The organism is Apilactobacillus kunkeei, assembly GCF_001421115.1.
GTDB classification, from domain to species: Bacteria; Bacillota; Bacilli; order Lactobacillales; family Lactobacillaceae; genus Apilactobacillus; species Apilactobacillus kunkeei_F.
In genome coordinates this window covers 33,648-55,088 of record NZ_JXCW01000004.1, presented here as the reverse complement: position 1 = coordinate 55,088, position 21,441 = coordinate 33,648, and the positions used below count along the sequence as shown (strand labels likewise).

Here is a 21,441-nt window from a genome sequence, read left to right as displayed (position 1 = left end):
GTGGTGAAAGTTTTTATAGACTATTTAATAGCTTTCTTTGCAGTTTCTGCTAATGAAGCAAATGCTTTTTCATCGTTAACTGCTAAGTCAGCTAGCATCTTACGGTTCATTTCAATGTTTGAAAGTTTCAAACCGTGCATTAACTTGCTGTAGCTTAAGCCGTTCATACGAGCAGCAGCATTGATACGAGCAATCCATAATCTTCTGAAGTTTCCTTTGTTTGCTCGACGATCACGGAATGCGTATTCACGTGACTTCATAACTTGATCTTTAGCAGTCTTGAATAGACTGTGCTTACCTTCACGGTAACCTTTAGCTTCTTTTAAAACACGCTTACGACGTGCATGAGTAACTGTTCCACCCTTAACTCTTGGCATATTTAAATCCTCCTAAATTATGTCTTACTTAAAAGTATTAATTAAAACATCTTTGTGTATTTGCTTGCTAATGTATCGTTTACCATGCTTGTACCACGTAGGTTACGACGTTGTTTCTTTGTCTTACCGTGGAAACGGTGACTTGTGAATGCGTTAGCACTCTTTAAACCACCTTTAGCAGTTTTCTTGAAACGCTTTGCAATTGCACGATTTGATTTAGTCTTTGGCATTGAAAAAATCCTCCCTTAATTTAACTTAAGTATTATAAAAATACTATCTAATTTTTATCGCTTGACTTAGGTGCGAGCATTAGGAACATACTTCTTCCATCCATTTTTGCTCGTTGAGTAACGCTAGCAACATCTGATGTAGAATCTGCCATTCTGTTTAAAACATCACGACCAATTTCCTTATGTGTGATGGCACGTCCCTTAAAGCGAATTGAAACTCGAACTTTTTCACCTTTTGCGATGAATGTCTTAGCTCTCTTCAACTTAGTATTAAAATCATTAGTATCAATAGTTGGACTTAATCTAATTTCCTTAACACTAACTACCTTTTGCTTCTTACGAGATAGACGAGCTTTCTTTTGTTGTTCGAAACGGTATTTTCCGTAATCAATAACTTTAGCAACCATTGGCTTAGCCTTTGGAGCAACAACTACTAGATCTAATCCAGCAGCTTCAGCAATTTGCATTGCTTCGTCCTTTGACTTAATACCTAATTGATCACCATCAGCACCAATTAAACGAACTTCGCGAGCTCGAATTCCATCATTAACCATCATATCGTTTGCTATGGTAATTCACCTCCAAGTATATTAAAAAGCAGAAAAAAAGCGGATGCCCACAGTTGAGCACCCGCTTTTGGTCCTTTGAACATTAAATCAAAGGTTAATCCGATATCATGCCTAGCCATCTCTTTCGATCACTCAGGCGAGAAGCGGGATGCTTCTGCTTTTTCGTTACTTATATAATACCACATGAGTGGTACATGTCAATAACATTTATTATTTTTCTCTTGAATAGTTACTAATGTCTTCTTGAATTTCTTTGATGAAGTCATCAAGACTTAAACTTTCACTATCTTGTTCACCGTACTTACGTACAGAAACTTGGTTTGAGTTCATTTCACTTTCACCAACAACGATTGTGTATGGAATCTTGTTAGTTTGAGCATCACGAATTAAGTAACCCATCTTTTCGTTTCTGTCATCAACACTTGAACGAATACCTAATGCAGCTAACTTATTGTTAACTTCCTTAGCGTAGTCACCGTATTTTTCCATACTTACTGGAATAACTTTAACTTGCTTTGGAGCTAACCAAGTTGGGAATGCACCCTTGTATACTTCGATTAGGTAAGCAATGAATCTTTCCATAGTTGAAACTAAACCACGGTGCATCATAACTGGACGGTGTTCTTCACCATCTTCACCAACGTAGTGTAGATCAAATCTTTCAGGTAGCATGAAGTCTAATTGAATAGTTGATAGAGTTTCTTCATTACCCATTGCAGTGTAAGTTTGAACATCAAGCTTAGGACCGTAGAATGCTGCTTCACCTTCTGCTTCAACGTAGTCTAAACCAAGGTCATCCATGGCACCCTTAAGCATTGATTGTGACTTGCTCCACATTTCTTCATCATCGAAGTACTTTTCAGTGTTCTTAGGATCTCTGTAACTTAATCTGAAGTGGTAATTCTTAATATCGAAGTCTTTGTAAACTTCAACCATTAAACCAAGAACCTTCTTAAATTCGTCTTGGATTTGGTCTAGTCTTAAGAATGTGTGACCATCATTTAGAGTCATTTCACGAACACGTTGTAGACCTGATAAAGCACCTGATTTTTCGTATCTGTGCATCATACCAAGTTCAGCAATTCTCATTGGTAGTTCACGGTATGAACGAATGTGGTGCTTGAAGATTTGAATGTGACTAGGACAGTTCATAGGACGTAGTTCTAGTTCTTCACCATCACCCATGTCCATTGGTGGGAACATGTCTTCACGGTAGTGTTGCCAGTGACCAGATGTCTTGTATGCATCTAGGTTCATTAGAACTGGTGTAATAACGTGTTGGTAACCGTTAGCTAATTCCTTATCGATGATGTATCTTTCAACAACACGACGGATAGTAGCACCATTTGGCATCCAGTAAGCTAAACCAGCACCAACCTTAGGGTCAACGAAGAATAAGTCTAACTTGTTTCCGATAACTCTGTGGTCTCTTTCTTTAGCTTCTTGTCTTCTCTTTAAATCTTCTTCTAAATCAGCTTTCTTGTAGAATGCTGTAGCGAAGATTCTTTGTAGCATTGGATTTGATGATTTACCTTCCCAGTATGCACCGGCAACTGAAAGTAACTTGTATTCCTTAACAGCCTTAGCTTCTGGTAATACAACACCTTCGCCTAAACCTAGGTAGTCACCGATTTGGTAAAAGACAACTTGACCGTCTTCAGCTAATTCGTTAACTAACTTAGCTTGGTATGGATCTCCATCAACTTGCTTTAAAGCATCTTCTAGAGATAATACTTTTCTTTCGATTTTTACGTTGTCTGAAACCATTTTGTTAATACGTTCTTCTACTTGTGATAGTTCATCAGCACTAACTTGTGAGTCACGTTTATCAGTATCAACGAAGAAACCATCTTCATCAGAAGTACTTTCACCAAATTGAATGTTGTTAAATTGGTCAGCAAGGGCAGCTTTTAATAATTGTGAAGCTGTTTGGCGTAGAACCTTTAGACCATCTTCTGTATCTTTTGTAACGATTTCAATCTTGCCACCTTTTTCAAGTGGTAAATCAATTTCAACCATTTTTCCGTCAATCTTACCAGCTACTGATTTCTTAGCTAAACTAATTGAGATTGATTTAGCGATATCTTCAGTAGTTACTCCCTGATCGAATTCTTTTACGCTACCGTCAGGAAATTCAAATGAAATCTTTGCCATAATAGAGCACTCCCTTGTGTAATTTTCGAATAGAAACAAAAAAGTCCCTAGCATCTAAATAAATAGACACTAGGGACGTTATAAACGTGGTTCCACCCGAATTCTACCTATCTGCACAAACAAATAGGCCTCATAATAGTCTATAACGAAACAACCCGATTCAGAATTTTCCTCTGATTTAAAATAAAAGTGGTAACCTCAAACCTGAACATGAAGATACTTCCAGCAAATGTATCCTCTCCCTGTAAGTCGAGATTTGAAATCATGTCTTTTATCAACTGTCTTTATTATCGACAGTCACGCTTAAATTGTCAAGCATTAATTATTGTGGGCGACGATTTTGACCAAACATCCCTACTTCTTTTGCCAAGTAGTGAACACGTTGCATGATTCGTTTAGCCTTAAGTGGTTCTACGTCACCTTTATTGTTAATAGCTAAGTGTTCTTCTTCAAATTGTTGCATTGAGAAGTTTGAAGTAAAGAATGTACTTAGTGAATTTTGCATTCTGTATTCAAGAATAACACCTAAGATATCATCCCTTACCCATGATGACATAGAATCAGCACCAATATCATCTAGGATTAAGACTGGCGTCTTCTTAATTGCATCTAGTTTGTCAGCAACCAAGTTACTTGAAATCGCACTCTTCATTTCAACTGCAAAACTCGGGAAGTGAACCAATGTTACTTCAAATCCGTTCTTGGCTAATTCATTTGCCATTGCAGCCATTAGGAAGGTTTTTCCAACACCAAATTCACCGTATAGATACATCCCTTGGTGCCACTTCTTAGGAGTGTTGGTATATTCCTCGATGAAATCAGAAATTGCTCCAAAAGCTTTCCCTCGAAGGCTATCATTTCCACCTAAGTCAAACTGATCCATAGTAATATCTTTGATATTTTTAGGCATTTCTACTGCATGAATTCGTTTGAGTACCTTAGCCTTCTTCATATTATCCTTAGTTTCTTGAGTGGGAACATATGAAATATCAACCAAGCCCTTGTTAACGACCAATACTGGCGTATATCCAGGAATTGTTGTGGGTTGATTATTCTTTAGCTTGTTATTTTCTTGCACGAATTCATATAGCTTGGACATTGAGCGTTTTACAACATCATCTTCCAACTCGTCTTTGTGCTTGTTTAAAAATGACTTAACGTCTTCGTTATTCAAAACAGCATTGACTGATTGTTGGTAACGTTCATTGTATTTTGGTTTGCTTAAAGTCTTTGCAAACTCATCACTTAAGTTTTTCATTCTCTACCCTCTTTTCTGTTTTTACGAAACTTTTCAAGCCTAGATTCTAATTCCTGTCTAGTATAATCTCTAACTTTACCATATTCTTTTTGTTTTTCGTTATCTTTTGCCCAATCAGGAAGGGTTTCTTTAACATTCAATTTACGACTATTATAAGCACGTTTCCTACTAGGTTTATTTAATTCTTTTTGTCTGTTCTTGATGAAAGTAATTGCCTTACTTGCATTGGTAACATTATTTTGTGACCAGTTATCTGCAATTGCTTCAAAGAGGTTCTTATTTAAACCGGACTTTTCTTGATCAATTAGTAGATGATAAACAATCATGTTGATTACTTCTGGTTTTAGAATTTGTCTAGAAACCAAGTCAGAAATCATGCGTTCCTCATTGCTGTGAACATAACCACCCTTGGCGTTCTTCAAATAGTTTAAAAATTCGATTGGTGCATATTCACTAGCCGACTTAATCAATTGTCTTTCCTGAGCATTTAATTCACTGCTATCTGTCTCAGTAGATTTATCAGCAGTGGTGGCTTCACGTGATATGTTAGCCGCATTTGATTGAAATTGTCTTGATACCAAAATCTTAAAATTGTTTGGATCAAAGACGTTATTGGTAACATTAGTTGCCTTTTCAATCAATTTAGCCATTTCAATCTCATCGATACCGTACAATTGATGCTCTGAATTAATCAGATTGATATTCTTCTTAACATCAGATGTATTAACGTAAGATTGATTTAGCATGTCTAATAGCAAGTTAAAGTCAAAGTCATCACTTTTTTCGATGACTGGACCAGCTTTAACGTCATTACTATTATCTTTAATACTATTTTTTACTCGTTGAACTGCCTTTGGTGTATTGGTAACTTCACTATCACGAATGTTAAACACTTGAAGAAAGTTTTTTGAGACGTCTTTATATTCGGATAAATCAAATCCAGGTCTGATAAATTCATTGTATAAGTCAACGTATCTATCTTCACCAATAACTTGTAATAGTGAAACGCTTAGTAAATCATCCATAAAGAAATCATTAACGGATAGTGGACTAACTAGACGATAAACGTATTGTTTTTCGCCCTTATCACTAGTCTTGATGTATGTCTTCATCAACCCAGACGCTTCTAATCTCAAGCGGGCATCGTAGAATGATTTCATATCGACACTCAAATAAGACAAGGTTTCAAAATGACTATGTGCTTGATGTGTCTTTTTTTCATGACTCATACGCCAAAAATTGTTAATCAAAGCATAGGGCAAGACACCAATGATTGGTTGATATAAAACATCCAAAGAAGTTCTTTGTAAGTCAGATAAGTCATCATCTGCCAACAATATAAACTTGGATAGAGGATCTACCTCTCGCCATTGATCTGTCATATTAATTCCCCGCTATTTCTTATTTTTTTGGTCCTTATCTAATACCTCTTTTAGTTCATTATAAAAGACCGTCATATCTTTAAATTGACGATAAACACTAGCAAATCGAATATAAGCAATTTCATCTACATTCACTAGTTCTTTCATCACGTATTCACCAATTAGTTGGCTGGACACTTCGTTTTCACCTAATGAACGGATTCGGTTTTCAACCTTATCTGCGATAGATGTCATTGCATCCATTGGCACTGGACGTTTTTCAGCAGAACGAATAATTCCACGAAGAATCTTTTCATGATCAAATTCTTCACGATTGCCGTTGTTTTTAATAACTAATAATGGTGTTTGTTCAATTCTTTCAAATGTTGTATATCTGTAATTACAATTTTCACATTCACGTCGACGTCTGATTACCTGGCCATTTTCGGCAGGACGACTGTCAACTACTCTCGAAGAGTTTTTATGGCAATGAGGACATTGCATATGTTTCACCTCAATTAATCTATGTTATTAAACAATTTTACCACTTGATTGCGTGTTTGCATAATGCTTCCATTACTATCAATCACATAAGTGGACAATTCTGCCTTAATTTTTAAAGGCCATTGGCTCTTAATTCTTGAATCCGCTTCTTCTTTAGATAAATAATCACGTTCCATCAGGCGCTTTTCTTGTTCATCAAAATCGCAAACAACGCTAATAATGTCATCACACATAAAGTGATAACCATTTTCAAACAAGGTCGGTGCATCCAGGATGACCACATCATTTTTAGTCTCATTAATTATTCTGATTACTTCACTTCGAATGAATGGATCAATGATTCTGGTTAGTTCAATTAGTTTAGACCTGTCGTTAAACACGATTGAACCTAATTTTTGTCGATTTAACTCACCATTTTCTTTGATAACATCTTTACCAAAAAAGGCAGCAATAGCCTCTAGACCTTTGCTGCCTTTTGATTGAACCTGGTGAGTAATTTTATCAGCGTCAATGATTTCGTACCCAACACTTGCCAGATACTTAGACACTGTTGATTTCCCGGTGGCAATGCCACCAGTCAAACCAATTACTCTTGTCATGTTATTCAACCACTTTTCTTTGACAGTTAGGACAGAATGTTGTGCCTCGTTGAGCAACCTTAATCTTTTCTAATAAGGTATCGCAACGTTCACAAGGTTCACCTTTTCTACCATACACATGTAGATGGTTTTGGAATGATCCAGCTTCTCCATATGCATTTGAATAAGAGTGAACAGTAGTTCCATGTCCCTTAATTGCCATTTTTATTTCTGCAATAATGTTCTTTCTTAATTCTTCAATTTCTTCATCAGTAATTAAGTTAGTTTGAGTTTCAGGGTGAATCTTGGTCAACCATAAAACTTCGTCACAGTAAATATTACCTAATCCAGCAATATTGCTTTGGTTTAGTAAGAATGGTTTAATCTTTCCTCTAGCCTTGTTCATGATCGATTTCATGTAATCAAATGTTAGAGTTTCATCAGTTGGTTCAGGACCAATTGTTCCTATACCAGAAAGAGTCTTTTCGTCACCATTTTTAACTAAGTACATACGACCGAACTTACGACTATCTTTGTATCTTAGTTCACGGTCATCATCCATATGGAAAATAATATGAGTATGTTTAGTTGGTTCAGTTCCATCAGGTTCTACGTCATACTTACCTTCCATTCTTAGATGTGATACCAAAGTCATTTTGTTATCAAATCTGAATAGTAGGTATTTACCACGACGATCAATACGATTAATAGTGTGGCCTTCTAGAGTATCCTTGAATTCCTTTGCACTAACATTAATCATTTTGGGATATAATACATCAATTGTCTTCACCTTAGCACTTTCCACTAAGTTAGTAAGACCTCTTCTAACAGTTTCTACTTCAGGTAATTCAGGCATATCATTAAACCTCACTTAATTTATTTCAAACTGTACCAGTTTTTACCGTAATGGCTCTTAACATTTAGCGGAACATTAAGTTCAACAGCTGAGTCCATTACCTTGGATACTAATTCGCTTAATACTTCAATTTCTTCATCAGGTGCTTCAAAAATCAATTCATCATGCACTTGTAATAACATCTTGGCTTTCATGCCACGTTTGTTTAATTCATTTTCCATCTTAATCATTGCAATCTTGATGATATCAGCAGCACTACCTTGGATTGGTGAGTTCATTGCTGTTCTTTCTGCAAATGATCTTAGGTTAAAGTTCTTTGAATTGATATCTGGTAGATAGCGTCGACGGTGAAGGATAGTTTCAACATAACCATTTTTCTTTGCGTTTTCAACACTTTCATCCATGTATTTCTTAACGCCAGGATATTCAGCAAAGTACTTTTCAATGAATTCCTTAGCATCCTTACGACTAATTCCAGTATTCTTAGCTAAACCAAAATCGGAAATTCCATAAACAATTCCAAAGTTAACGGCCTTAGCTTGACGACGAAGTTCAGGAGTTACTTCACTGTTATCCTTTAATCCAAAGATTCTTCTGGCTGTTGATGCATGAATATCATCATTATGGATAAATTCATCTTGCATGTTCTTGTCACCAGAAATAGAAGCAAGTACCCTCAATTCAATTTGAGAATAATCTGATGAGAAGATTTGGTAGTTATCATGGCTAGGCACGAACGCTTGTCTGATTTTACGTCCTTCTTCCGTTCTTACTGGGATGTTTTGTAGGTTAGGATCGACAGAAGATAGTCTTCCTGTTTGGGTAAGAGTTTGTAAGTATCTAGTATGAACCTTACCATCACCATGAATATCGGATAATAATCCTTCAACATAGGTTGATAGAATCTTGGATAGTTGACGATATTCCAGGATTGCTTCAACGATTGGGTAGTCAGGAGCAAGTTGTTCCAACACACCCACTGCAGTTGAGTAGCCGGTCTTAGTCTTTTTAATTACAGGTAGCTGTAATTTTTCAAATAGAATAACACCCAATTGCTTAGGGGATGCAATATTGAATTCTTCACCAGCATCGTTGTAGATGTTTTGTTTGATTTCTTCCAAACGTTCAGAAAGTTTGCTTTGCATCTCGTTTAGAACATCTTTATCTACTACCACACCAGCAATTTCCATTCTGGCTAATACGAATGTTAATGGTAATTCAACATCGGTATATAGGTCCCATTGGTTATTTTCCTTTAAACCATCAAATAGCTTATCTTTAAGTGCGTCAATGGCATTTAACTTTCTAGCAAAATGGTTAAATAACTTGTCGTCTTCAGGAATATGACGCTTAGCGCCCTTACCATATACATCATCATCTGATTGAACATCAAAATAATCATGACGATTAGCAACCTTACCTAAATCATTGCTATTGTCGTTTGTGTCCAATAAGTATGAAGATAGCAATAAATCAAAATCAACGTTGTTTAATGTAATGCCTAAACGATTTAAACCAACATAGGTTCTCTTAGCATCAAACACATCTTTTTTAACATCATTGCTTTCAATGATTGCTTTAATCTGATCACTCTTTAAATATTCAACATCTCTTGATAGGTAGATCTTATCGTTAATCTTTAAAGCAAATCCAATAAATGGAGCATCATGATAGTTGTCACCATCCATACCAAGATAAAATGTCACCTTGTCGCTGCCTTGTTTAGCAATTTTAGATAATGTATCGTCACTAACTTCAACGTATTCAATATCCTTCATATTGGCATTTTGAGTGGTGTTCATTTCGCTAAGGAATTTTCTAAAGTTCATTTGACGATAAAACGCGATCAAATCATCTAGATGATCTCCTTGATATACTGTATCATCAATTGAAATTTCGATTGGAGCTTCACGATTAATTCTAGCTAACTTCTTGGCTAGGAAAGCTTCATCCTTATCTTCAATTAGGTGTTCCTTTAGTTTCTTACCTGAAACCTCATCAAGATGGTCATACAGGTTTTCCACGCTGCCAAATTGTTTAACTAGTTTTAGGGATGTCTTGTCACCGACACCGGTAACACCAGAATAGTTATCAGATGAATCACCCTTCAAGGCTTTCCAATCAATAATTTGTTCTGGAGTTATTCCCATTGTTTCTTTAACATAGTCAGTATCGTATCTCACAACACCAGAAACTCCACGGTTAGAAATTGATACAGTCGTCTTATCTGAACATAGTTGAGTTAAATCGTTATCTCCAGTAACAATGGTTGTATCGAATCCCAAACCATCGGCTTGTTTTGAAAGTGTCCCGATAATGTCATCTGCTTCATAATTTTTTAGTTGGTAATATTTAATACCACGATTTTTTAATAGTTCTTTCACGTAGTCGAATTGTTCAACTAATTCTTCAGGAGTCTTGTCTCTACCAGCCTTGTAATCAGAGTACATTTCTGTTCTAAATGTAGATTTTCCGGCATCAAAGGCTACCAAAACGTGAGTAGGTTTTACTTTATCTAACATGATATTTAGCATGTTGTTGAAACCATAAATTGCGTTAGTATGTACCCCTTCGTTATTAGTAAAACGATCTACTAATTTAATTAAAGCAAAGAAGGCTTTATAAGTAATACTATTTCCATCGATTAATAATAATCTCTTATCAGACATATAATTCTCCTTACCGTTTTCTTCGATAATTTAATTTTAACATGCACGCATAGTATATTATATAAAAAATAAAAAAGATGGTGTTGTATAAGCACCATCTTTTTTATTATCTGTTATTGTCACCAATTCCAAAAATACTTAGTAAGTTTAGGAATAGGTTAATAAAGTCCATGTATAAAATCATCGCACCATTAATGGCTAAACCATTTTCTGATACTTCAGAACCATATTCGTTAAATGCTTCTTTAATCTTTTGACTGTCATAAGCAGTAAATGCTGTAAAAATGATAACAGCAATAAATGAAATGAATAGGTCAAATAATGGGTTGTGTAAGAACAAATTAATGATACTTACAACAAGTAATGCAATAAAGGCAGCCATTGCTTGAGTTCCAATCTTATCTAAGCTCTTCTTTGTAGTAACACCAATGATTGCCATAATGGCGAAATCAATGGTAGTAGTAAAGAATGCTTCAGCAATTGCAGTTGAACTGTAAAACATAAATACATATGAGAACAATCCACCTGTTAATGCTGAAAAGACCACTAACAAAATAAATCCAGCGAATGCATTACGCATAGCAACTGATTGAGTAGCAAAAGCTAACACAATCCATAGAATGAAACCTACAATAGTTGTTCCATAGTTAAAACTAGTGTGGTACATTCCACCCATTAGATAAGCAACAATTCCAGAAATTAATACTGAAAGAGTCATCCATCCATAGGTTTTAGTTAAAAATCTGTTCATCCCGAAAGCGTCATTTACTAAACGACGTCCAGCTTGATCATAGTTATTCATAAAATCCATAAACCTCCTTGTTTACGATGTGTTAGAAGTATTCTACCAGAATCGTAAGAAACTACAAGTGTTTAATTCATGTTATTTGTTACATCATTCAACAAGTTTTCGTAGATTCTTTCGTACTTTTGAATATCTCCAGCACCCATGAATACGACAACAGCGTCATGATATTCAAGTAATGGTGACATGTTTTCAGCTTCAATTAAGCCACCATTCTTAGTAATCTTGTTTGCTAAGTCAGCACTTGAAATCTTACCTGATTTTTCACGTGGTGAGCTGTAAATCTTAGTGATGTATACGTCATCAGCCTTGTTTAAGCTCTTAGCGAAATCATCTAGGTAAGCAATAGTACGACTAAATGTGTGTGGTTGGAATACCGCAATAATCTTCTTATTTGGGTATTCTTGTCTTGCAGCATCAATGGTTGCGTCAATTTCTGATGGATGATGAGCATAGTCATCAATAATAGTCATGTCAGCAACTTTTCTTTGTGCAAAACGTCTCTTAACACCCTTGAAAGTTTCTAGTTCACGTTGAACTTCGTCTAGGTTGTCGTGTTCGAAGTATGAAACAGCGATAACTGCTAGTGCGTTCAACACGTTGTGTTCACCATATAAGTGAATTTGGAAATGACCTAATTTCTTACCCTTGTATTCAACATCAAATTCTGAACCAGAAGTGCTCTTAACAACGTTAACAGCTCTAAAGTCATCGTCTTCTCTAGTACCGTAATAATAGATTGGAACATCAGCTTTAATGTCTCTTAGGTTTTCATCGTCACCCCAAGCAAAGATACCTTTCTTTGTTTGGTTAGCGAATGTTTGGAATGCACTCTTAACATCTTCGATTCCTGTGTAGTAATCAGGGTGATCAAAGTCAATGTTAGTCATGATTGCGTAATCTGGGCTAGTTGCTAAGAAGTGACGACGGTATTCGTCAGCTTCGTATGCAAAGAATCTAGCATTTGGAACACCTTTACCTGTACCATCACCGATAAGGTAATCAGTAGGTGCAATTCCTGATAAAACGTGGGCTAATAAACCGGTAGTACTTGTCTTACCATGGGCACCACAAACACCAATACTAGTATGTCCCTTAATCATTTCACCTAGGAACTCGTGGTATCTAAATACTGGTAGTCCCATTTCTCTTGCTTTTTTAATTTCAGGTTGATCATCTGTAAATGAGTTACCTGCAATTACAGTTAAACCTTCTTTAATGTTATCTACGTTAAAAGGAAGTACTTTAATTCCAGCTTGTTCTAGACCAACTTGAGTAAATGTGTATTTATCAATGTCTGAACCTTGTACTTCGTATCCTCTATCTTTAAGGATTCTTGCCATTGCCGACATTCCTGTACCTTTAACACCGACAAAGTGATATATTTTCTTTGCATCCATAATTAAATGCTCCTTTTATCTCTCATTAATCTTATAATATCAGATTTGAGCTGATATGGCGCCCCTTTTTTAAATATTTAACTTTTTGTAGTCACTTTCGGTTAAATATACATCTCTCGGTTTGGAGCCATGTTGACCTGATACATAATTATGCTTCTCTAACTCATCAATCAAACTGGCCGCTCGATTGTATCCGATTGAGAAGACTCTTTGTAGTTTTGATGTAGATACTGTTTCTTCATTGGAAATGTATTCCAAAACATCTGGCATCAATTCGTCTTGTTGTTCAACTTGGTTTACGCTCTTCAACAATGAATCAGGTTGGAAGGCATACTTAGGTTCACCTTGTTTTCTAACTTCATCGGTTACTCGTTCGATTTCATCATTAGTGACAAATGTACCTTGTAAACGAGCAGATTGACTTGCTCCATTTCCTAAGTACAACATATCACCTTTTCCAAGTAATCTTTCGGCACCAGCGGTATCGATAATGGTTCTTGAATCAACCTGACTGGATACCATGAAGGCAACACGTGTTGGAATATTATTCTTGATTGTACCGGTAATAATATCAACACTAGGTCTTTGAGTAGCAACAATCAAATGAATACCTGCCGCTCTGGCCTTTTGGGTAATTCTAACGATGTAGTCTTGAACTTCATTAGAAGCGACCATCATTAAGTCGGCCAACTCATCGATTACAATCAAGATGTAAGGCATCTTCTTGGTGTATTCACCAGCTTGTTCAGCCATTTGATTAAATTGTTCGATGTTTCTTGCCCCTGCTGCAGCAAGTTTTTCATATCTTTCATCCATTTCCTTAACAGACCATTTCAAAGCTGCAGAAGCCTGTTTTGGATCTGAAATAACTGGTGAAAGTAAGTGTGGCAATTTATCATAAGGCGCCATTTCAACGGCCTTAGGATCAATTAAAATCATCTTTAATTGGGCAGGAGTGGCCTTGTATAGTAGTGAAATTAATAAACTATTTAAGAACACACTCTTCCCTGAACCAGTTGCCCCGGCAATTAAACCATGAGGCATCTTACTCAAGTCTGTCATTTGAGGCTTACCTGTTAGGTCGACCCCTAAAGCAACAGTAAGTGGTTTATCTGTCTTTTCAAACTGTGGCGTATCCAATACTTCGGATAATCTAACCGGTCTTGGTTTGGGATTTGGAATTTCAATACCTACAGTTGTCTTTCCAGGAATTGGCGCTTCAATTCTGATGTCCTTGGCAGCCAGTGCTAGTTTCAAGTCATCTGTTAGGTTAGTAATCTTACTTACCTTCACCCCTAGTTGAAGTTTAATTTGGAATTGTGTAACTGTTGGTCCATTGGTCCAATCAACTACATTTGCATCCACATTAAAAGCACGGAGTGTTTCATCCAAGATCTCAGCTTGATTTTCAATCCAATCATCCATTGAATCATCTTCAAATTCATCTGATGGTTCCAACAAATTCATAGATGGGAATTGGTAACCCTTATCGTCGTAATCAGCAGACACACTTTCATCATGGTGATATTCTTCCTCAGATGTATCATCTTCTTCGGAAACGTCTGATTGCGCTACTGGACGATCATTAAAAATAGACAAATCTTTTTGCACGTTTTGTTCTTGATTCAAGATTGATGCTAAAGAGTGTCCTAATCCATGATTTTCAATGTTTCTCTTTTCTTCATGTGTTTCTTCAACATGTTCATTATCTTCATTAATACTTGTTTTAGTTGCTGCTTCATCAATTTCGGTACTTTCTTCTTCATTGTTTGAAACATCATAATCAGATGAAACAAATTGAGTAGTATCTCCATCAACTGATGAATTATTTACTTCAGCATGTGAAGAGACAATATCATCGCTATCTGAAGTAGCGTAACTATTACAGTCAGATCCATCACCGTAATAGTCATAAGTTTGAGTATCATCTTCAGCATCGTTTTCTGATTCTGATACTAGTTGATCATCAACATCATGATTTACCATCCCCATAAACTTATTAAATGAAGACTGGTTAGATGAATTGCTTTGTTCAGCACTTTGTGGGACTTCATTACTTGAAGTCTCAGTAACATCAGCAACAGTGTCGCTTACAGAAACGGATTCACTATCAGCCACAACTGCTTCTTTGGCTTCTGCTTCACTTTCAGCAGCCTTACTTCTATCGATATAAGGTGTTGAGTATGGTTCTGCTTCTATGTCATTAAATTGTTCGATTGATTGTTTATCAACTGCATCAGCTTGACTAGTTGCAATTGATTCGTCTTCAGAAGTGTTAATTTCTTCTCGATCTAAATCAATAGCTCCAGTATCATCACTTGTCATACCAATTAATTCTTCATTGTGACGATCAAGTTGATTCATAATTTTTCTGAATTTGCTAGAAGTTTCATTTTGGTAGAATTGCACTTTTGAGCCACTAGTTGAATTATGACTAGGTTTAAAAGCGGCTGCTCTTTTAGCAATTGGATTATCTCTGTTAAGTAGAAGATAATCTTCAGAATCATTACTTTGTCTTACAGTTGCATCTCTATTAGTTCGGGATTCACTTTTATTAGACTTATTATTATGTTTTAATTCATCGTTTTTACCTAAAACGTTATATTTACGGTAAAAAGCAGGTCCGTCATAGTGTTCCATTCAAGCGTCATCCTTAATCTAAAAATTTATGTATAGCGGGGATTTTTAAATCCCCTATTTCTTACTTATTTTGAAAATAATGTGTCAGCTTTATCAAAATCAAAAGCTTCTCCAACTTCTTGGTAATCGTTAGGTAGAATCAAAGCACCTGGTCTTTGTGGTGCATTTGGAATTAATAGTTCACGACCTGAACAAATCATTCCGTTACTTTCTTCACCCTTCAATTCACCAGGCCAAATGATTAGTCCATCAGGCATCATTGCACCAACTTTGGCAACAACGACCTTAATGTCTTCTTGCATGTTTGGAGAACCACTAACGATTTGTAGTGTCTTACCATCATTAATTTCAGTTTCAGTAATCTTTAGGTGGTCAGACTTAGGATGTTCTTTAACAGATTTTACATATCCCACAACAAACTTTGGATCAGTATCCAATTCAATAGTGTCCTTAATTCCATTATCAGATAATGACTTGTTTAGGGCATCTAAATCTTCTTGAGTTAAGGTAACTTCACCGTTTACTTCCTTTAGACGTGGTAGTACTTGAGAAGCGTTAGTAAAGTTAAAACCAGTAACGTGGTCGTTTTCTGCATCAGAAATTCTGACAACATTACCAATTTGTTCTACCTTTTGTTCTTTCGCGTCTTCATCCAAGATGACAACTAAAATGTCACCAGTTTGTTTTGGGTTATAACTTGCAATTAACATTAAATCTTACCTTCCACATATTAATTATTATAGAGAATCGATAAATTCTTCTACTTGTTTCTTTGTTTTTCTGTCTTTGTTTACGTAACGGCCAATTTCTTCACCGTTTTCGAATGCAACAAAGCTTGGAATACCAAAGATTGCTAAATCAGCAGCTAAATCAATGTTTTGGTCACGATCAACTGCGATAAATTTGTAATCTGGGTATTCTGCTTCAATTTCTGGCATTGCTGGTTTGATGAATGAGCAATCTGGGCACCAGTCAGCTGAGAAGAATAGCATGTACTTGCCATCGCTAACAGTCTTCTTTAATTCATCTAAGTTCATTGTTGGTAATTGTTCCATGTTTATTCACTCCAATTATTTTTTCTTTATTATAACTTATTTCTTGCTATTTTCGATGCAGTTTGATTATAAATTTGAATGTAATATAATGTATCCTATACAAAAAGGATGTGATATATCATTAAGTCTAAAAACGCAATCGTTTCAACCCTTGCCATTGGAGTTATCGGCACTAGTGTTTTAGTTGCTAAAAAGATTAAGCAAGAAAAACATATTAAAAAAATTAACCTACAAATAACTCACGCAAAAAATACTTTAAACAAAAGTAAAGTTTACGGTAGCTGGGTTATGAAAAAGAATAACAATAAAGATTACGTTGGTGCTATCAACGTTTTAGAAAACGATGAAATAATTGAACGATACTTTGAAATTAATTCTAACTATCAATTCAAATGGATTAACGAACTTCAAGAAGACTATTAATTAGTCTTCTTTTTTGTTGAAGTAAGCAACAATCTTGTAGATTGGACCCTTACTACTAAATTTGTGTTCATATTCAGTTTCAACATTATCTTCCATGTATTCACTATTGTGTAAATCAAGTGATAATAAGTCGAAGTACATTCCGTAATTATTGAAAGTAATTACAGAGTATTCAAATAAGCCACGGTTATCGGTCTTGAAAACGACAGGAGCGTCTTCCTTTAGAATTGTTTTGTAACTATCCAAGAATGTTGGTGAAGTAAGTCTTCTCTTAGCATGACGCTTCTTTGGCCATGGATCTGAGAAGTTTAGGTAAACTGTATCAATTTCATGTTTACCAAAGAAAGTATCTACACCTGCACCATCGGTATGAACCAATTGTAGGTTTGGTAAATCAGCTTCAACTACCTTTTTCAAAGCAATTGCAATAACTGTCTTTTGAATTTCGATACCTAAAAAGTTCACTTCAGGATGCTTTTTGGCCATTTCAACGATGAATTGACCCTTTCCTGTTCCAATTTCAATATGAATTGGTTGTTCTTTTTCAAAACGTTGTGACCATTTGCCAATCCAGTTTTCAGGATCAGTCACGATATACTTTTGGTTATCTTTAATATAACCGTCTGCCCATGGCTTATTTCTAACTCTCACGAATTATCCTCCTCATAAAAAATAGCCAAAACCAAGGTTTTGACTAATTAAATCTGCCAAATGTTCTATTTTTATTCTGTTACCTATTTTACTGGCTTTTTAATAGCTACGTCAAGCAACATCAATAATTTGAACTGGCTTTTTTTATTTTCTTTGGTACATATATTTTAATCAATAAAATCCATTCAATCACTAACGCCAACAATAACATTAATGATCCTAATAAATTAAACATGAAGATGGAACCGATCATCAATACAATAATCACTAAAATCATTATCTTACCAATCACGTTGGTAAATGATTTTACTTGTTGATCAAAGTTAATTGGATACAACGAGGTAAAGACATTGTCCTCGAAATTAGTAAAATATGGAATCAGTTGGAACACAATCAAATACATAAATAGCAATGCGATTAAAATGGCCATCCATTCTAGTTTAATTGCTCCAATGATGATTGCACCCAAAATAGAAACTCGTGTTAATAAACCACTAATTTCCTCATCTCTAAATATTCCTCTCGAATATAGGACTGAATAAACGTCATCATTGAACATTTTAAACATTGAATCAAGATAACGACGTCTTTTAACTGCTCCTTGCATGTTTTCAACATCGGTAAACATGTTGAAGAAGCGATTAAGACTGTTTTCATGGCTTTCCGTCTTTTCGATCACTACTTGCCAATCAATGCTTTTTAGTTTGAGTTTAGCAACCAATAAATGCGACAAAATCAACATCACAATGCCAATTATCACACCCACATAAACATTAATATAAGTGGCTAAAGCAACAACCACAAATGGAAAAATCACGCGGTAGAATATTTTATTATTCAAAGAATTACGATTGTGATGGTAGTTATCAATCATTTGAAAGTTTAAAATCATCATCTTTAAAATAACCATGATTACTAAAAACATCGAAATTGCAGCAATGTTAGTAGTCACCATCGCCTTTTCAATAAATGGAATCATGACAAACCATGCCACAATTTGGACAATGACTGCCAAAGACTTCGAGTATCTTAAGCCACCACGTAGGAAAGTAAAGAATTCTTTTTCCTTTGGTAACCAGAAGACGAAGTCGGCTCTTTTTACAAAAGTGACCAAATTATTTAGTTGAATAACAACTAATATAAGAACTACTAAGACTAGTTTTTCCCACCATTGTCCTGCTTGAAGGTGTTTAATAAACATTGCATATTGATAGCCAATTCCACCAATGATAAACATTAATGCGATCACAAAGAAATCATTAAATACATATCTTAAATACTTAGACATTTGCGTGAAATGGGATTGCAAACGCTGATTAAAAAGACTATTCATTAGATTCTTCCTTTGCAAGCTTCAAGTAAATATCATTTAAGGAACTATCTTTGCTACCAAATTCATCCTGTAGCTTTTGAATATTTCCTTCTGTTCTGATTTGCCCATTGTGAATCAAAACAAAACGATCACAGAATCTTTCGGCTGTATCTAATACGTGGGTAGACATTAGAATACTGCTGCCCTTTTTCTTTTGTTCTTCAATTAAGTTAAGCAAGTCATTTACTGCGACAGGATCCAAACCTAAGAATGGTTCATCAATGACGAATAGCTTGGCATTTGTGATAAACGCACAAAGAATCATCACCTTTTGACGCATCCCCTTTGAGAAATTAACAGGGAACCATTCAAGTTTATTTTCTAGTCTAAACATCTTTAGCATTTTATTAGCATCTTCCCATGCAGATTCTTCGTCTAGGTCATAAGCCTTAATGGTGGTTTCAATATGTTCTTTTAAAGTTAGTTCTTTATATAAAACCGGAAATTCCGGAATATATGCAATTTGTTTCTTATATTCTTCAATATCATCTTGCATTGCGATTCCATTAATCTTAATTGATCCAGAAAATGGTCTTAACAATCCAATGACATGATTGATTGTGGTTGACTTCCCTGCACCATTTAAACCGATTAAGCCGACTAATTCGCCGTCTTTTACGTCAAATGATACATCTTTTAGTACTGGAATTCGTGAGTATCCACCCACTAAATTATCCACTTTTAATGACACGGAATATCACCCCTATGAAATTTATTAACGTCAATTATATCACAAGTTCCTTTAAGCTTAATTTATGTTAATATGTATATAATCACAGTAATATCAAAGAAAGGAAGAATAATATGAGTGATTGTGTATTCTGCAAAATAATTGATGGTGAAATTCCTAGTTACACTATTTACGAAGATGAATATGTGAAAGCATTCTTGGACATTTCACAAGCTACACCTGGTCACACTTTAGTTGTGCCAAAAAAACATGTTGCTAATATCTACGAATATGATGAAAAACTTGCTGAACAAGTATTTTCAAGAATTCCTAAGATTGCTAGAGCAATTCAAAAATCAGCTCCAGACATTTTAGGAATGAACATCGTAAATAACAACGGTGAATTGGCATATCAATCTGTGTTCCATTCACATTTCCACCTTATTCCTAGATATAGTGAAAACGATGGCTTCTCTATGAGCTTTCAAGACAACTCAGATAAGTACAATGAAGAAGCTTTTGAACAAATTAAAGCAAATATTATTAGTTCATTGGAGGAATAAGCATGATTAAATCAATGCTAAAGCTACTAGGATTATCTGCAGCTGGTTTGGCCGCTTATCTAGTTGTTACTAAACGTGATCCAAAAGAATTTGCCAACAGTGTTTATTCATCTACTAAGGATAAAATCAATGGCGTTTCGAACGTTTTAGATCAAAAAAATAAGCTAACTGCTAACATCTCCAAGTTACAAGATGAAGTTAGCAAGTCAAAGCCTACTATTGAAGCTATGCAAAGAGATATTGATGAATATCAATTCAAAATCAATCCGCATGTAGATTTAATTAACCAAAGAATTAATAATATCACTAAATAAATTTAAAAATTTCTTAAGTTTTTTTGTGATAGAATTTACTATGTGTTAACGTAAAACTATCAGTTAATGATAGATAAAATAAAGAAATGGATGTGTATTACATTATGAATAAAAAAGTTCTAGTTGGACTTGCCGGTGCATTACTAAGTGTTTCATTAGTTGCCTGTGGTGATAAGACTGTTGCCGTTACTAACGGTGGTAAAATCACCCAAAGCGAATACTACAGCAGCATGAAGAACACTTCAAACGGTAAACAAGTTCTACAACAAATGATTTTAGACAAGGTATTGAACAAGGAATATGGTAACAAGGTTTCTTCATCAGAAGTAAACGCTCAATACAACCAATACAAGAGTCAATACGGTTCAGAATTTGAAACTTTACTTGAACAACAAGGTTTAACTACTACTAGTTTCAAGAACCAACTAAAATCTAACCTACTTCTAAAGGCTGCCGTTAGAGCTAACATTTCATACTCAACAGCTGACCTAAAGAAACAATTCAAGAACTACCAACCAAAAGTTACTGTTAACGAAATTTTAGTATCTGACAAGAAGACTGCTGAAAAAGTTATCTCAGAACTTAAGGATGGTAAGAAGTTCTCAGATCTTGCTAAGAAGTACTCAAAAGACACTTCAAACAAGAACAAGTCAGGTCGTGTAACTCCATTTGATAACACTGACTCAAGCATCGATTCAGCATTTAGAAAAGCTGCTTACAAGTTATCAAACGGTGAATACACTAAGACACCTGTTAAGACTCAATACGGATACCAAATTATCCAAATGGTTAACCACCCTAAGAAGGGTTCATACAGTGACCACATTAACGATCTAAAAGATCAAATTGCTACTTCTAAGTTAAGCGACAGCACTACTCTAAAGAACGTTGTAACTAAGGTTCTTAAGAATGGTGGAGTTGAAATTAAGGATAAGGACTTACAAAACATCCTATCATCATACTTAACTAGCTCATCAAGCAGCAAATAATAG

The 21,441-nt window shown here is 35.2% G+C and carries 22 protein-coding genes and 1 other annotated feature; of the genes, 4 read left to right on the top strand and 18 right to left on the bottom strand.

The features are described from left to right. Positions 1–20: 20 nt before the first annotated feature. From rplT to RZ55_RS02970, 15 genes are all read right to left on the bottom strand, one after another. Positions 21–377 carry a 50S ribosomal protein L20 gene (rplT, locus tag RZ55_RS03040; RefSeq protein WP_034531196.1) on the bottom strand — a complete coding sequence of 119 codons (357 nt, stop codon included), beginning with the start codon at positions 375–377 and terminating at the stop codon, positions 21–23. Positions 378–418: 41 nt separating this feature from the next. Beyond that, on the bottom strand, positions 419–607 hold the full coding sequence (gene rpmI / locus RZ55_RS03035; RefSeq protein ID WP_034531197.1) for a 50S ribosomal protein L35: 189 nt from the start codon (positions 605–607) through the stop codon (positions 419–421). Positions 608–654: 47 nt separating this feature from the next. Beyond that, positions 655–1,164: a translation initiation factor IF-3 gene (gene infC / locus RZ55_RS03030; RefSeq protein WP_034533640.1), complete on the bottom strand. Its 510-nt coding sequence runs from the start codon at positions 1,162–1,164 to the stop codon at positions 655–657. 37 nt (positions 1,165–1,201) lie between these two features. Beyond that, positions 1,202–1,342: a sequence feature (ribosomal protein L20 leader region), on the bottom strand. 44 nt (positions 1,343–1,386) lie between these two features. Further along, positions 1,387–3,330 carry a threonine--tRNA ligase gene (thrS, locus tag RZ55_RS03025; RefSeq protein ID WP_057175726.1) on the bottom strand — a complete coding sequence of 648 codons (1,944 nt, stop codon included), beginning with the start codon at positions 3,328–3,330 and terminating at the stop codon, positions 1,387–1,389. 322 nt (positions 3,331–3,652) lie between these two features. Further along, a complete protein-coding gene (gene dnaI, locus RZ55_RS03020) occupies positions 3,653–4,588 on the bottom strand; it encodes a primosomal protein DnaI (RefSeq protein ID WP_057175724.1) in 936 nt (311 codons plus the stop codon). Next, on the bottom strand, positions 4,585–5,970 hold the full coding sequence (locus RZ55_RS03015; protein ID WP_081034496.1) for a replication initiation and membrane attachment family protein: 1,386 nt from the start codon (positions 5,968–5,970) through the stop codon (positions 4,585–4,587). The genes dnaI and RZ55_RS03015 overlap by 4 nt, the downstream gene beginning before the upstream one ends. A 12-nt stretch (positions 5,971–5,982) precedes the next feature. After that, the gene (nrdR, locus tag RZ55_RS03010) at positions 5,983–6,453 is read right to left on the bottom strand and encodes a transcriptional regulator NrdR (RefSeq protein WP_034531205.1); all 471 of its coding nucleotides are present in this window, start codon (positions 6,451–6,453) and stop codon (positions 5,983–5,985) included. A gap of 14 nt (positions 6,454–6,467) precedes the next feature. Continuing rightward, the gene (coaE, locus tag RZ55_RS03005) at positions 6,468–7,052 is read right to left on the bottom strand and encodes a dephospho-CoA kinase (RefSeq protein WP_057175720.1); all 585 of its coding nucleotides are present in this window, start codon (positions 7,050–7,052) and stop codon (positions 6,468–6,470) included. 1 nt (position 7,053) lies between these two features. Then, positions 7,054–7,887 (bottom strand): bifunctional DNA-formamidopyrimidine glycosylase/DNA-(apurinic or apyrimidinic site) lyase, encoded by an 834-nt coding sequence (gene mutM, locus RZ55_RS03000; protein ID WP_034531208.1) that lies wholly within the window; start codon positions 7,885–7,887, stop codon positions 7,054–7,056. A gap of 20 nt (positions 7,888–7,907) precedes the next feature. Then, positions 7,908–10,556, bottom strand: coding sequence for a DNA polymerase I (polA, locus tag RZ55_RS02995; protein ID WP_057175718.1), 2,649 nt, complete (start codon positions 10,554–10,556; stop codon positions 7,908–7,910). A gap of 106 nt (positions 10,557–10,662) precedes the next feature. After that, positions 10,663–11,358 (bottom strand): Bax inhibitor-1/YccA family protein, encoded by a 696-nt coding sequence (locus RZ55_RS02990; protein WP_034531210.1) that lies wholly within the window; start codon positions 11,356–11,358, stop codon positions 10,663–10,665. A gap of 71 nt (positions 11,359–11,429) precedes the next feature. Then, positions 11,430–12,761, bottom strand: a complete 1,332-nt coding sequence (gene murC / locus RZ55_RS02985) for a UDP-N-acetylmuramate--L-alanine ligase (RefSeq protein WP_034531212.1) — start codon at positions 12,759–12,761, stop codon at positions 11,430–11,432. Positions 12,762–12,830: 69 nt separating this feature from the next. Beyond that, a complete protein-coding gene (locus RZ55_RS02980) occupies positions 12,831–15,401 on the bottom strand; it encodes a DNA translocase FtsK (RefSeq protein ID WP_171823253.1) in 2,571 nt (856 codons plus the stop codon). A 65-nt stretch (positions 15,402–15,466) separates the two neighbouring features. After that, the gene (gene ytpR, locus RZ55_RS02975; protein WP_034533656.1) at positions 15,467–16,111 is read right to left on the bottom strand and encodes a YtpR family tRNA-binding protein; all 645 of its coding nucleotides are present in this window, start codon (positions 16,109–16,111) and stop codon (positions 15,467–15,469) included. A gap of 27 nt (positions 16,112–16,138) precedes the next feature. Then, positions 16,139–16,456, bottom strand: a complete 318-nt coding sequence (locus tag RZ55_RS02970) for a thioredoxin family protein (RefSeq protein WP_034531217.1) — start codon at positions 16,454–16,456, stop codon at positions 16,139–16,141. Positions 16,457–16,744: 288 nt separating this feature from the next. On the opposite strand from RZ55_RS02970, the gene RZ55_RS07320 reads away from it, so the two are divergent. Then, a complete protein-coding gene (locus RZ55_RS07320) occupies positions 16,745–16,879 on the top strand; it encodes a hypothetical protein (protein ID WP_257719911.1) in 135 nt (44 codons plus the stop codon). On the opposite strand, the gene trmB is transcribed toward RZ55_RS07320, so the two are convergent. The 3 genes from trmB to RZ55_RS02955 all read right to left on the bottom strand — a co-directional run bounded on the left by trmB (position 16,880) and on the right by RZ55_RS02955 (position 19,593). Next, positions 16,880–17,530 carry a tRNA (guanosine(46)-N7)-methyltransferase TrmB gene (gene trmB / locus RZ55_RS02965; RefSeq protein ID WP_034531218.1) on the bottom strand — a complete coding sequence of 217 codons (651 nt, stop codon included), beginning with the start codon at positions 17,528–17,530 and terminating at the stop codon, positions 16,880–16,882. It abuts the gene before it with no gap. 121 nt (positions 17,531–17,651) lie between these two features. Then, positions 17,652–18,863, bottom strand: a complete 1,212-nt coding sequence (locus tag RZ55_RS02960; RefSeq protein WP_057175716.1) for an ABC transporter permease — start codon at positions 18,861–18,863, stop codon at positions 17,652–17,654. Beyond that, complete coding sequence (locus RZ55_RS02955) at positions 18,856–19,593, bottom strand: ABC transporter ATP-binding protein (RefSeq protein WP_057175714.1); 738 nt, start codon at positions 19,591–19,593, stop codon at positions 18,856–18,858. Before RZ55_RS02955 ends, RZ55_RS02960 begins: the two co-directional genes overlap by 8 nt. 113 nt (positions 19,594–19,706) lie before the next feature. Here RZ55_RS02955 and RZ55_RS02950 point away from each other — a divergent pair, with 113 nt between their 5' ends. The 3 genes from RZ55_RS02950 to RZ55_RS02940 all read left to right on the top strand — a co-directional run bounded on the left by RZ55_RS02950 (position 19,707) and on the right by RZ55_RS02940 (position 21,438). Beyond that, a complete protein-coding gene (locus tag RZ55_RS02950) occupies positions 19,707–20,135 on the top strand; it encodes an HIT family protein (RefSeq protein WP_034531222.1) in 429 nt (142 codons plus the stop codon). 2 nt (positions 20,136–20,137) lie between these two features. Next, positions 20,138–20,449, top strand: coding sequence for a hypothetical protein (locus RZ55_RS02945; RefSeq protein ID WP_034531224.1), 312 nt, complete (start codon positions 20,138–20,140; stop codon positions 20,447–20,449). A gap of 104 nt (positions 20,450–20,553) precedes the next feature. Next, positions 20,554–21,438 (top strand): peptidylprolyl isomerase, encoded by an 885-nt coding sequence (locus RZ55_RS02940; RefSeq protein ID WP_225351440.1) that lies wholly within the window; start codon positions 20,554–20,556, stop codon positions 21,436–21,438. Positions 21,439–21,441 lie beyond the last annotated feature (3 nt).